Source organism: Clostridium sp., from assembly GCF_051654825.1.
Classification (GTDB): domain Bacteria; phylum Bacillota; class Clostridia; order Clostridiales; family Clostridiaceae; genus Clostridium.
The window spans coordinates 1-14070 of the sequence record NZ_JBOFYU010000265.1 but is presented as its reverse complement, the minus strand read 5'-3'; the positions used below and the strand labels follow the sequence as shown (position 1 = coordinate 14070).

Sequence of the window (14070 nt, the reverse complement as noted above, 5' to 3'; positions counted from 1 at the left end):
TAGTTGAAAACCTTATTTAGATTATAATAAATATCATTCTAATATATTATATTATGTTGAGGTTAAAAGGTTTCATCATTTAGGAAAAAATCTAGTATGTTAAAAATTAGTAATAAGAGTTTACTTAAAAAGGTATATGGAATATAATATAATTAATGTTAATATATGACTTGTAAGTCTAAAATAATAATTACCCTTTATTTATGAAGAATTTTTATGAGTCAAATTAGCAGTTTTATAAGTTTGCAAATAAAAGACTTATCTTATGTATAAGTCTTTTATTTGCATATTTAAAATTATGAAATTATGATATAATAATGTTATTGATTTAATAAAGGTAGGTTAAAATATGAGCTTAGAAACAAATGAAATAGTAGATTTTAATGAATTAAATGGAAAAGAAATTCTAGTAGATTTATATAATAAGGAATTAAATTCAAAGAAAACTGTATTAGAGTGTATTAAGGTAATAAAGGAAAATAAAGAGAGCTTAAACGAAGAAAAAATGCAAGAAGTTTATAATGTTATATATAGCAGTATTGAAGGAATGTCTAACTTGGTAAAGCCTAATACTATAATGTATTTAAAAAATCAATTAAAGGCTGATCTGGGAAAGCTTGTAAAAGAAAAGGATCCTAAGAAAATAAATCATTTTATAGAATTCTTTAAGGAAGCTTATCCAGCAGGGCAAAGAAGAAAAGGCTTTACTTGGGTTTTAATGGATATAAATAAAATTACAGAAGAACAAATATGGGAAACATTAACCTATATTAATGCTTGGCACTTAAAGGATAGATTTAATAGATTAGCTAGTGATCAAAAGAAAGACATAATAGAAATGGTAGAAGTATTAGTTAATAGAGGCAAGATAAAGTACATAAATAATTTAAAAAGCTTAGAAAAGTTACAAAGACGTTTAGGAATAGAAATTGTTCAAAGAGATAATAAGTTTAAGGTTAAAAAAATAGATAGATAAAGTACTTTATAAAGATATAATTTTATAAGGATATGATAAGATAAAAATGCTGAAGATTAGATTAAATAAATCCTTCAGCATTTTTATTATTAGTATTTAATTATTCAAGGAAAATAGAACTTCCAATTATTAAACATTTAGAATTATAGCTATGACCTATATCGCAAGTTTTAACAATAGGGAAGTTATATTCCTTAGTTATTTCTTTAACTAAATCTACAATAGAAGGAGAGTAATTTTCTCTTTCCATTTCTGTAAAGGTTCCAAGAAGAAGACCGTTAATTTCATTAAATATTCCTAGCTGCTTATATTGAGTTAAGTAAGTAGCCATTTTAGCCACATCACCACTCATGGATTCTAAAAATAGTATCTTATCTTTAAAAGAAGGCATATATTCAGTTCCAGCAAGCTTTAAAAGGCAACGAATATTACCACCAACTACAATACCATTAAATGAATAGCCCTTTATAAAGTCATAGTTAAACTTTAGTAATTCATTACTATTATTAAGGAAGGTGTTTTTAAATTCTTTAATTTGTTTATCTTTATAGCTTCCAATTAAATTTCTTAATTGATAGTGATATGTAGGAATATTGGTTTTAGTATATAATGCATTTAAGAGTACAGATAAATCACTATATCCAAAAAAAGGCTTTTTATTTTCTTTAATTACTTCAAAATCTAAATAGTCTAATACTCCATTAGATACATCACCACCTGATATATCAAAGATAGCTTTTATGTCTTTATTAGTAAAAAGTTTCATTAATTCTTTTCCACGTTTTTCAGCGCTACCACTAAAAATAGAAAATTCCTTATATATGGTATCAGCAAATATAGGAATTAATCCTAGAGAAATCAAAGTTTCTTTTAGATGATTTATTTGATTTTCATTTTTTTTATCTATTCCATTAGAACATGAAATTATCCCTATATAATCTCCCTTTTTTAAAAGAGGCATACTAATCTCTCCTTTTTAATAAATATTTTAATAATTATAACATAGATAAAATAGAATATAAATTAAGCTGATAATAAATGATATTAAGTATTATTTGACAAAGTTTATTTAGAATAGGTAAAATTCATATTATGGGTAAAAATGAAAAAGTAAGTGGAGATATAAATGAAAGACAAGATAAGTATTAAACGTAAAAAAATGAAAAATATGATTTTAAAGGTTAAACCTGATGGGACAATTCACTTATCTGTACCATATGGGTTAAAGGATGAAATTATTGATGACTTTATTAAAAGAAAAAGAGAGTGGATTGAGGATTCTTTAAAAAATGTATTAGATAAGAATAAGAGAACAACTAATATTAGTATGGATAATGGAGAAGTTCATTATTATCTTGGAAAACCTTATATATTAAAAGTTATTTCTGCTTTAAAGGAAGAGGTTAAAATTGAAGGGGAAGATCTAGTTCTTTATACACGGTATATAGATAATAAGGAAAAAAAGGCACTATTACTTAATTATTGGTATAAAAATCAAGCTAGAGAGATATTTAATAAATATATTTTAATGTACAGTAAAATACTAAATAAGAATGTCAATAAAGTTGCTATTAAATCTATGAAGACTAGATGGGGAAGCTGTAGTGTACAAAAAAGAAATATAAGCTTAAATTTAGAACTTATAAAAAAGCCTTTAGAATGTATAGAATATGTAGTATTACATGAAATAGCACACATAGAACATCCTAATCACAGTAAGGATTTCTGGAATTACGTAGGTGTATATATGCCAAATTATAAGGAAATAAAAAAGAAGCTATAAAAGAAGCTTTAGATATAAAAGTTTAAATCCCCTAAAATAATCAAACTTATTTTAGGGGATAAATTTATAAATTATTTAACTATTTTTGAGTTCTTAAATTTAAAGATATAGGATTAGATGTTTGACCATTTGAGTATTTACTAACTACTTTAAATCCATAAATACTATTAGATTTTAAGTTTTCTATATTATAGGAAGTAGTAGAAGCAGTTACTTCAGTTAATAATTTACCATCTTTATAAATTAGGTATCCAACTAAACCAGTAGTTTCTTTTGGAGCAGACCAAGTAATGTTAGCACTATTTGATTCAATTTCTGAAGCCATTAGGTTACTTGGTTTTTCTACTACAATTTCTTTATCAGATTTATATACATTTAATTCAGCAGCAGTAGCATATCCACCAGCACCAGATTTTGCAACTAATCTTACATATGAAGCTGTTACATCATCAAATGTTATGATTTTTTCAGAAGCATCATTAGCTAAGGTACCTGATTTAATAGTTGTAAAGTTTACTCCATCAGTACTTACTTGTAAGTCATATGAAGTAATATTTCCATTTGTTCCATTTTGTCTAGGTAAATATGAGAACTTATTTATAACATAATTATCACCTAAATCTAATGTAATACTTTGAGGAAGCTCATCTTTACCACCACTATATTTAGTATGCCAAATAGTTTCGCTATCACCATCTAAAACATACTCAGCAGGTCCTTCGGAAGTACTTGGCTCAGAGCTTGTAGCAGTAGCCTTCATTTTTCCTTGAGGAATTGCTAATGGATCTGGTTTATTTAGCTCACTTACCGAGAATTCTTCAAATATTCTATTTCCTATAGTCTTAACATCTAAATCAGAAGCTTTAGTAGTAAATTCATTATTTGATCTTACCCAATCCCATTCCCACTCAAACCAATTAATGCCTTGAGGAGTAGTACCAGTTTCTATAGCAGTTTTTAATGTATCTATCCACATTTCCCATCTCTTTAAATAGAAATCTCCAGTTAATCCAGACCATTGTCTATTTGAATAGTCATGAAGCCCACCTTCAGATTGTTTAACTGCTCCCCATGTAGTTAATAAGGCTCTTGCATTTATTTCAAACATATCGGTTGAGAAGTCATCAAAGGCAATTTCTTTTGCATCTTCAATCCAAGTTCCTAATAAGAAGTTTTCATTAGTACTTAAAAGCTCCTCTTGCAATTTAATTAATTCTAAGAATTTATCAGCATATTCTATAAAACCTTCCTTGTCTCCAGTATTATACAATGAAGTGAATTTCTTATAATATTCTTGTGATGAATTAGCTAATACTTGTCTTAAACAATCTGTTAAGTCATAAAGGTAACCAGGACTATCCTTTAAAGTATCATAATCCTCAAGAAGTAATTTAACAGCTTCTTCTAGCTTCATCTTATTATAAGATATCTTAGCTGATCCCCAAGTAGATGCAGAATTTACATTAAACTTAGGTCTTGCATTTATAATAGATTCACCAGCTCCCTCATGGTAGTCAGTTCTTCTCTTATAAGCAGTTTCATTTAGTATTAGCCATGCTTCATAAGCATTATCAGTAACTTTACCATACCTTCTTTCTACATAATTTCTAAGCCAAGTGTCTATATCCACCTCTTCTTCAGTCCATGCCATTTCAAACATTAAATCAAATATTACAGGGTTAGTTCCAGTTGCTTCAGGGGTGATACCAATACCCTTCATTTTTGATTGTTTACCAGTAGAAGTAGCCTTATAAGCTTTTGGAATTTCAGTAGCTAAAGTTTCAAGCTGTCCATGAAGCCCCATTCTACCACCAAAGTTATTTAACATATTCCATACCCAAGGAGTTCCATCAAATTCAGGGGTTTTCCATTGATATCCCCAAATATTAGATCTTCCAGGCCATCTTGGATCTAATTCTGAATAAAGATCTAAGACTAATAAATGATCTCTATCAGCAGTTCCAACACCATCTAAAGCATTTTGAGTTGGATTTTCTTGCCACGATTGCACAACCCAAATAGCATCATTATCATATTCAAGCATTGAATCTAATGTTTCTCGATAAACTGTTCCCTTAGACATTCCACCTGTAATTCCACCTTCATGGAATGGATCAGTAGCATAGTAATTTGTAGCATCCTTACCAAATACCTCTTCTTGTGATTCATAGAATAGCCTTGAGAATTCTTCGTATTCAGCACTTGTTGTTTTAAGCATTGAAGGTCTTTGGAAGGCATTCCAAGTTCCTTGAGCTATAATTTCTACATCAGGTCTCTTATCTTTTATATTTGTAGGAACCATTCCTGAATAACCTTGAAGAACAGGTTCCATCCCTAAAGTTTTCATTTTTCTTTGCATAGTTCTAGCTAAATCTGTTCTAGCTTCAAACCATTGATCAGGAAGAGGTCCTCCAAAGGTGCTCATATTAGCCATGTGTTGCCAAGCCATATAACCAGGTCCAACTAACCAATTTTTAATTTCAGTTATATCATATCCTAATTTACCTAGGAATCTTCTCCAAACTTCATCTTGAGCAGTTAAGTCAAGGACTAAATTAACCCCACTTAATGCAAGCCAATCTAATTCAGTTTGCCATTCATCATCATTCCAAAATGCCATTGAATATGAAAGTGTACAGTAATTATATGCATATCTAGTTTCATAAGGAGTATCTTTTCTTATTAAGCCATCAACAGCTGGAGCAGTTTCTGGCATAGTAACAGGAGCACCATTTTGTGCTATATTTACTTTGCAGTAATATTTTAAATAGTAATTTAAACCTGTAGCAATAGATACACCATTATTACCCTTTATTTTAATTTTTCCATTTTCCCCATTTGTGATTTCATAATAATCTAATCCATCTAAGCTTTGGGCTACTTCAAAGTCAAACCATGAAATATATTCTGCGCCTAATCTTCTTTCTACAATACCATTAACTTCATTAATAGTATCTTCTGTAGTTACTGGTGCAGCGTATTCTGTATCTTCAAAGCTTTGAATATTTATTTCAGGAGCAGGGGAACCTGTTTGTCCACTTTCTTCACCATAAACTCTTACTTCAGAAATATGAGCAGCTTCATTTGCAGAACCATATTCTAAAAGAACTCTAATAAATCTAGCCTCCACTTCTTTATTAAGATCAAATGTATCTCCCTCCCAAGTTGAAGGAGAGTGAGATGTTTTTTCAGCTATTTTATCAAAGTTAACACCATCTACGCTTCCATAAACACTATATTCATAATATCTATTTCCAGCTTCATAATTAACTATATTAATAGTATCAAGGGAATAAACATTTTCTAAGTCAATTTCTAAGTATGAAGGATATTGGCCTCCATCCCAGTATGTGTTAAGCTTTCCATCTACAGCATCACTTAATTTATGTGTTTTATTATCATCACGACCATATACTATTTTTCCTTGAGCTATATTATTTCCATCTACAGGAGGTGGAGCTACTTCTATATTAGAAAAGACTTTAATTTCAGCTACAGCAGGCCAAATAGTAGAATTGTTTTTAACATCAATAAGGTCAAGCTTTACATATTTGGCTAAACCAGTATAGTTTATAACTTGATTTTTTATAGCTTCATCACCACGATATTCGTGAACCTTAGTCCATGTAGTACCATCTTCTGATACAGAAACGTCAAATTGGAAAGCAGTTGCTTTTTCAAATACTATTTCAATATCTTCCACTTCATAGGTCTTATCTAGTTCTACATTAACCCATGATGGAAAAACTCTTCCTTGAGCTGCCCAAAGAGACGAAGTGTTATCATCTATTGCCATAGAAGGATTTCTACCAACTTCAGTTGAATTTGCAGTAGCAGATCCTCTTGGAGCAATATTTACCTTTTCGGTTTGGGTATCGTTTACAGAATGAGGAGAATTATTTTTGCTAATAGAAATAGCAGAAGTTGTATTTCCAAGTAAAGAAAAACTCATGCCCATAGCCATACTCATTGAAAGTAGACATTTTAATTTTTTGCTTATCATTAATTTTCCCTCCTAATATTTTATACACTTAATTATTACATAAAAATGGATAATATGTAAATATATTCAAATATTATTTTTAATATTTGAAAAATGAAATTAATTTAAAAATGCAAAAGAATTTTAATAATGTATTTTATTTTTATGTTAAAATATAAAAAAACGAAAGAGGGTAATTAAGATGTCGAAAGTAAAAACTAATGCTATGAGGATATTAGATAAGGAAAAAATTGAATACAATGTTTTAGGTTATGATAATAAAGACGGTAAAATAGATGGAGTAGCTGTAGCACATAAAATAGGAAAAACAAATGATGAGGTTTATAAGACTTTAGTTACACTAGGGCATAGCAAAAATATATACGTCTTTGTAATCCCAGTACATAAAGAAATAGATTTTAAAAAAGCTGCAAAAGTTGCAGGAGAAAAAAGTATTGAAATGATTGATGTAAAAGATTTATTAAAAGTAACAGGTTATATTAGAGGTGGATGTTCACCAATAGGAATGAAGAAAAAATATAAAACATTTATTAATATATCAGCAAAAGAGCTTAAAAATATAGTTTTTAGTGGTGGGAAAATAGGAATTCAAATAGAAATGATGGTAAAAGATTTCATAGATATTATTGCAGGAGAATTTGCTGAAGTAGAAAAATAAATAATATTGAAATATAAGCTTTAAAAATATTTGTAGAAACCTATACAATAATGTATAATCATAAAGAATATGTTAAGAGATATAAAATAAATATTATTAAATAAGGAGACTAATGATGAATATTATTATTGTTGGTGGAGGTAAAGTAGGGTACACCTTAGCCAAATATCTTTCTTTAGAACATGACAATGTAACTATAATAGATAAAAATGAAGATGCGCTTGAACGTATAAATAATAATTTAGATGTTATGTGTATTAAAGGAACTTGCACAAACCTAAAGGTTTTATATGAAGCAGGAATAGAGGAGACAGATATTTTAATTTCTGTAACTGATAGTGATGAGCTTAATATGCTTTGTTCTTTAGCAGCAAAAAAGCTTGGTGTTAAACATACTGTAGCAAGAGTAAGAACACCAGATTATGATGAGGATATTTCACTTTTAACAGAAGCAATAGGAATAGACCTTGTAATTAATCCAGAGAAGGCAGTAGCTACAGAAATTGCTAAAAGAATAAAGTTCCCATCTGTATGTAGTATAGACAGCTTTTCACATGGTCAAGTTAATTTAGTTGGTTTTAAAGTAACTGAAAAAATCGGACTAGCAGGAAAGAAAATAAGTGATATAGATTTTGTAAAAGGAAATGTAATCTTCTGTGGGATAGAAAGAGATGATGAGGTTATAATTCCTAATGGAGATTATGTATTCCATGAAGATGATAGAATATATGTAATTGGTGAACATAGAGAAATACAAACACTTTTCAAAAAATTAGGAAAGTATAAAACTAGAGTTAAAAATTCTATGATTATTGGTGGGGGAAAGATTTCTTACTATTTAGCTAAGGCTATGGAGGAAATTGGAGTTAACTGTAAAATAGTTGAAAAAGAAATTGAAAAATGTGAAGAGCTTACAGAATTACTTCCTGATTCTATAATAATTAATGGAGACGGAATGGATCAAGATCTTTTACATTCTGAAAGAGTAACAGCAATGGATAGCTTTATTACTTTAATGGGAAGAGATGAAGATAATTTAATTGCTTCAATCTTTGCAGCAAACAATAATGTAGATAATATAATAACTAAAATTACTAGAGATAATTATAACGAAATTGCAACATCTGTTGGAATAAACTCAATAGTAAATACTAAGCTTATAACATCATATAAAATAATAAAGTATGTTAGAACATTAAAAAATAAAAGAGGATCTTCTATAAGACATATACGTAGAATTTGCAACGAAAAGGCAGAGGCTATAGAGTTCCTAATAGGTGATAAGACTTTAAATAAAAACATTAAGCTTAAAGAGTTAAATTTAATAGATGATTTATTAGTTTCAACAATACTTAGAAATAATAAAATAATAATACCAACAGGGGATGATTGTCTTAAAAATGATGATAGGGTTATTATTGTTACTAAAAATACTAACCTTTTAGACATTAATGACATATTCCTTGGAGGTGAAAGCTAATATGAATTATAAAGTAGTTTTAAAGGTATTAGGTAATGTTTTAAAATACGAAGTATTACTTTTAATAATTCCATTATTAGTGGCACTTTATTATGGTGATGGAGATGCATTAGGATTTATACTAACTATTGTATTAATGGCACCTGTAGCATTTTTCTTATGTAGGATAAAAACAAAGAAAAATGCAATATATGCAAAGGAAGGTTTTATAACTGTTGGGGTAGCATGGATTCTAATATCAGCAGTAGGAGCCTTACCATTTGTATTTAGTGGAGCTATTCCATCATTTATTGATGCATTTTTTGAAACAGCTTCAGGATTTACAACAACTGGTGCATCAATTTTAACAGAAATTCAATCTCTTCCAAAGGGAATACTATTTTGGAGAAGTTTTACCCATTGGATAGGAGGTATGGGATTCTTAATATTCATTTTAGCTCTTATTCCTTCATTAGGTTCTAATACAATCCATTTATTAAAGGCAGAAAGTCCAGGACCTAATCCAGGAAAGATAGTTCCAAAGATAAAGGAAACAGCTAAGATATTATATATTATTTATTTCATATTAACATTAATAGAAACTGTTTTATTAATGATGGCGGGATTATCACTTTATGATTCATTAATACATTCACTAGGTACAGCTGGTACAGGTGGATTCTCTAATATGAATTCTAGTGTAGCTGCCTTTGCTAATCCAACTGTTGAGTGGATTATTACAATATTTATGCTTTTATTTGGTGTTAACTTTGCATTATATTATCAAATGGTTAAAGGAAATGTTAAAAGCATATTTAAAAGTGAAGAATTAAAGTTTTATCTTTTAACTGTAGCAGTAGCGATAATATTTATTACTATAAATATTATGCCTTTAAATAGAGGAAATTTTAGTGAGTCATTTAGACAATCATCATTCCAAGTAGCATCTATTGTAACTACAACTGGATATGCAACTACAGATTTTAATCTGTGGCCAACATTCAGTAAAATTATATTAACTATTTTAATGTTTATGGGTGCCATGGCTGGTTCTACAGGTGGTGGAATTAAAACTGTAAGAATAGTTATTATATTAAAGGTAATAAGAAGAGAAATAAATAAGATATTACATCCAAAGAGAGTTAAAAGTGTAAAAATAGATGGTAAGGTTGTAGGAGAAGAAATAATATCAGGAGTATTTTTATTTATTGGAGCATATGTTGTTATTTCATTAATTGCAATGCTTATAGTATCTCTTGATGGGTTTGACCTAGTTACTACATCAACATCTGTTATAGCAACAATAAGTAATATAGGACCAGGATTTGAAGCAGTAGGAGCAACAGGTAACTTTGCAGCCTTTTCTCCTTTAAGTAAGATAGTATTATCATTCTGTATGCTAGCAGGAAGATTAGAAATATATCCTATGTTAATATTATTTAGTGCATCACTTTGGAAAAAAAACTATTAAGATACATAAGTCCAAGCAAATATTGCTTGGACATTTTTTATACTTATATTTAAAGTGATAATATAAAATGGTGTTTTTTAATTATTTATTTCTAAAAAAATAAAAAGATATTAATAAATATTGTCATAAAGGTTAAGTAACGTTAATACCTTTAAGGATATAACCTTAATATTTAATTACAAAATGTTATAAAGATTAATTTAGAAATTTTGTAATTATATTAAGGCGGTGAATCTTTATAAGGGGGGATTTTTGTGATAATAAAAAGTCTTGAAAAAATTGCTTATGAGTTAAAGTTAAGGGATGAAAATAAGGTAAAAGCTTTTCTTAATAATGCGAACTTAAGGCATAAAGAAATAATAAATGAATTTCCGCCTATGGAGATGTTAGGATGTAGACATACTTATTATAATTTAACTACAAGAAACTTTAGCTTTAGCAATAAATTGAAGTATGAAATAAATATTCATTATGGTTATAGGAAAAATATATTAAATGGTGATTTTAATATTTATAATGATGAAATAATAGATAATTTAATTGATATAAGAAATGAATTATTAATAGTTTCCTTAGATACATTAGAAGGAGAGAGTTTATCACTTAAAGTAAAGGCTAAGATAATACAGACTTTAATTAAAGAAATAAAAAAAGAAGATTTAGTTAAGTATATTGTAGTTAAAAGTAAAAAGACGTATGAAAGAGAGTTTTATAAATCTCTTGGATTTAATGAAATGATTATCAATGATTATTACCTATTGAAAAATAGTTCATGTAGTATTAATTATGAAATGATTTTAAAATTGTAAGGTTAATTATATCTTTTACTATATTTGGAATTGACACTTTTTCATTAGATATATATGATATTTATATAAGTAAAAATGTTGTATTATATGCAATTGTGGAGGAAGGTGAAAAAAGATGGAGTTTTCAAAGGTACAAAAAAGGTTTATAAATCAAAAATCTGTTGGTTATCAGATAGTAAAGGGAAAAAAGGGAACAGGTAAAAGTACTTCAGCAATTTATAGGGCAATTAATTTAGAAAATAATTATTGTATTTATGAGGAAGATAAAATATTAATAGTTACATCTAATTACTCGAAAACTAGAAATGCTTTAGAGCTATATGATGAAGAATCAAATAGAGATTACTTTTATTCCTTATTTTCATTAGATAAAAATAGAGTTAATATATCAACATTAGAAAAGCTAATAAGCACTTATTCAGCAGCTTATAAAAGAGAAAAGAAAATTAGTTTATCTAATATAGATGAAAAAAATCAATATATTATTTTTGAGAAATTAAATGATAAGATTGAAGAATTTAGTAAAAAGTCTAAGTTAATAAAAAATTCTACTAAAGACTTTTTATTAGATGAAGTATTATGGATTAAAAGTTCAGCATTTACTTTAGAAGAATATATGGAAGTTGAAAGAAAAGGAAGAACGGGAAGAGTTCTTAAAAATTCAACTACTAGAGAATTTCTTTTTAAGCTTATGGAACTTTATAATGAAGAATTAAAGGTTAATGGTTATATGGATAAATATGATCATATTACTTTTGCAGGATTTTATATAAAGAATAATAATATTAACTATACACATATAATAATTGATGATTGTGAAAAGTTAACAAAGGGAGAAATAGGCTTTTTAAAGGATATTTATAGTGGAAAGTCTCATTCTTCTTTAATATTTATCGTTAATAGTGAATTACATAGTGAAAAATACTCATGGTTAGTTAAAGGAAGAAAGTTAAAAACCTTAGGTGCGGATTTTAAAGGAAGAACCTTTAGCTATAAAACTTCCTTTGAAGCAACTAATAAAAAATCTATTATTAATACTATTAGTAATTATAAATATATAAATATTAAAAATAAAAATATATTCGACTTTAATATAGATACGGCATCTACAGAAAAGGAAATTTTCTTAAATGAAGGAATATCATTTAAAGAAAAAGAGCTTATTGATGTTCCTGTATTTAATGATATAGCAGCAGGTAATCCTATAGAAATAAATGAAAACATAGAAGGAGTATTTAACATTCCTAAGATGTGGCTAGAAAAAGGAAAAGAAAGCTTTATATTAAAGGTAAAAGGTGATAGTATGGTTGATAAAAATATCTGCAATGGAGATTTAGTAGTTATTAAAAAGCAAAATACTGCTAACCATAATGATATTGTAGCAGCCAACTTAGATGGAGAGGCTACATTAAAGACCTTAAATATGAATAGTGAAGTGCCAATGCTTATGCCTGCAAATGAACTATATACACCTATTCCTTTAATTAATAAGGAAGTTAGTATATTAGGAGTTGCTATAGGAGTAATAAAAAATCAATAATAAAAATGCTCGTCTTTTGACGAGCATTTATGTTTTTAAATCAAATTTAGTTGAGCATTTTTTACAGCTAACAACTATTTTACCCTTACCTCTTGGAAGCCTAAGTTTTTGTCCACAAGAAGGGCATTTAGTTATCTTAAAATTCTTCTTTTCATTAAACCAATAGCTTATCTTTTGGAAAATAAATGATAAGTTATTTAAATCAAATACAGGAAGATTATAAGGAATAGATTTATTAAATCTTTTAAAAACAGAGTTAATTAAAGAAATAAATTTAATTAATTCTTGTTTTCTTTTATATTCCTTTTTTGAAAAGGCTCTATAAATCCCTAAAATAAGAAGGACATAACCTAAAATAAAGGTACCCTTCCACATATTAAATAATGAGCCTAAAAAAAATAGAAATAAAGAAAGAAGATCTATACCATAAGTTCCTTGTAGAAATTTCATTTAATCACCTCATTTTAAAAAGTATGTCCATTATAATACAAATTTATTTTTAGAGCAATAAAACAAATAGTAATAAATTTATATCTAAAGTAATATACCCTTATTAAGGGGAGGGGATTTAGTGAAAATTATAGATAGTATTTGCAGTTATAATTTTAGTGTAAGAAAGATAATTGCATTAAGTGTTACAGGAGTATTTTGCTACTTAAGCATTAGAGGAATTGTAAAAAGTAATGAATTTATTCCTATCTTTAGTATGATAATTGGTTATTACTTTGGTAAATCAACAGCTTTAGACGCTCCGCCAAATGCATTGAAAAAGCAAAATACACAAGATTCTAAAAATAATAATGTAGAAAATACAGTAGAAGAAAATCAATAATTATTAAATAAAAACAAGTGTTAATTATATTAATGGGTTTTAAGGTGAAAAAATTGGAACATTAAAATCAAAAAGTTAAAGGTCGGATATGCTTAATAGTATATCCGACCTTTAATAATTATTGTTTTTGTAATGTTTTATTTAAGAATGATATATAATCAGCTATTGCAACTTTGATTATTCAGGTGCTTTTTATAATATGCTTATGAGTTGGATTGAAGATGGTGCAAAAGAATTACCTGAAGATATGGCTGATGAATTTTTAAGAATATTAGGCGGAAATAAATAATACTAAGATGTTATTTTGGAAAAGATAAAATATATGACTAAAGATAAGTTAAATAAAAGATACATAGGAGGAATAATATAATGAAAAAGTTTTTAGTAGCATTATTAACAGTTATAGCAATTACAAGTATTTTTGTAGGATGTTCATCACCTAAGAATGATGCTGAAAATAAAGTTAAACAAGAAGAACAATCTGAAAAAGATAAATATAATAGTGAAGAAAACATTTATAGTGGATTATTAAATAGCGG

At 27.6% G+C, this 14070-nt stretch carries 12 protein-coding genes; 9 read left to right on the top strand and 3 right to left on the bottom strand.

The window, feature by feature from the left end; genetic code table 11:
• Positions 1-349 precede the first annotated feature (349 nt).
• Positions 350-976 carry a hypothetical protein gene (locus tag ACRDBA_RS16240; protein ID WP_438573974.1) on the top strand — a complete coding sequence of 209 codons (627 nt, stop codon included), beginning with the start codon at positions 350-352 and terminating at the stop codon, positions 974-976.
• A 100-nt stretch (positions 977-1076) separates the two neighbouring features.
• Here the strand turns inward: ACRDBA_RS16240 and ACRDBA_RS16235 are convergent, their stop codons facing one another.
• A complete protein-coding gene (locus ACRDBA_RS16235; protein ID WP_438573973.1) occupies positions 1077-1937 on the bottom strand; it encodes a S66 family peptidase in 861 nt (286 codons plus the stop codon).
• A 165-nt stretch (positions 1938-2102) separates the two neighbouring features.
• Here ACRDBA_RS16235 and ACRDBA_RS16230 point away from each other — a divergent pair, with 165 nt between their 5' ends.
• Complete coding sequence (locus ACRDBA_RS16230; RefSeq protein WP_438573972.1) at positions 2103-2759, top strand: M48 family metallopeptidase; 657 nt, start codon at positions 2103-2105, stop codon at positions 2757-2759.
• A gap of 79 nt (positions 2760-2838) precedes the next feature.
• Here ACRDBA_RS16230 and ACRDBA_RS16225 read toward each other — a convergent pair whose 3' ends face one another.
• A complete protein-coding gene (locus ACRDBA_RS16225) occupies positions 2839-6762 on the bottom strand; it encodes an alpha-N-acetylglucosaminidase TIM-barrel domain-containing protein (RefSeq protein WP_438573971.1) in 3924 nt (1307 codons plus the stop codon).
• A 181-nt stretch (positions 6763-6943) separates the two neighbouring features.
• Here ACRDBA_RS16225 and ybaK point away from each other — a divergent pair, with 181 nt between their 5' ends.
• The 5 genes from ybaK to lexA all read left to right on the top strand — a co-directional run bounded on the left by ybaK (position 6944) and on the right by lexA (position 12699).
• Positions 6944-7420, top strand: a complete 477-nt coding sequence (ybaK, locus tag ACRDBA_RS16220; protein WP_438573970.1) for a Cys-tRNA(Pro) deacylase — start codon at positions 6944-6946, stop codon at positions 7418-7420.
• A gap of 115 nt (positions 7421-7535) precedes the next feature.
• Positions 7536-8900, top strand: a complete 1365-nt coding sequence (gene trkA, locus ACRDBA_RS16215; protein WP_438573969.1) for a Trk system potassium transporter TrkA — start codon at positions 7536-7538, stop codon at positions 8898-8900.
• 1 nt (position 8901) lies between these two features.
• On the top strand, positions 8902-10350 hold the full coding sequence (locus ACRDBA_RS16210; RefSeq protein WP_438573968.1) for a TrkH family potassium uptake protein: 1449 nt from the start codon (positions 8902-8904) through the stop codon (positions 10348-10350).
• Positions 10351-10604: 254 nt separating this feature from the next.
• Positions 10605-11159, top strand: a complete 555-nt coding sequence (locus ACRDBA_RS16205) for a hypothetical protein (RefSeq protein WP_438573967.1) — start codon at positions 10605-10607, stop codon at positions 11157-11159.
• 115 nt (positions 11160-11274) lie between these two features.
• Positions 11275-12699, top strand: coding sequence for a transcriptional repressor LexA (lexA, locus tag ACRDBA_RS16200; RefSeq protein WP_438573966.1), 1425 nt, complete (start codon positions 11275-11277; stop codon positions 12697-12699).
• 27 nt (positions 12700-12726) lie between these two features.
• Here lexA and ACRDBA_RS16195 read toward each other — a convergent pair whose 3' ends face one another.
• On the bottom strand, positions 12727-13149 hold the full coding sequence (locus ACRDBA_RS16195) for a hypothetical protein (protein WP_438573965.1): 423 nt from the start codon (positions 13147-13149) through the stop codon (positions 12727-12729).
• Positions 13150-13270: 121 nt separating this feature from the next.
• On the opposite strand from ACRDBA_RS16195, the gene ACRDBA_RS16190 reads away from it, so the two are divergent.
• Together ACRDBA_RS16190 and ACRDBA_RS16185 are read left to right on the top strand one after the other, a co-directional pair.
• Positions 13271-13531 carry a hypothetical protein gene (locus tag ACRDBA_RS16190; protein ID WP_438573964.1) on the top strand — a complete coding sequence of 87 codons (261 nt, stop codon included), beginning with the start codon at positions 13271-13273 and terminating at the stop codon, positions 13529-13531.
• Between the two features lie 154 nt (positions 13532-13685).
• Complete coding sequence (locus tag ACRDBA_RS16185) at positions 13686-13820, top strand: TetR-like C-terminal domain-containing protein (RefSeq protein WP_438574009.1); 135 nt, start codon at positions 13686-13688, stop codon at positions 13818-13820.
• Positions 13821-14070 lie beyond the last annotated feature (250 nt).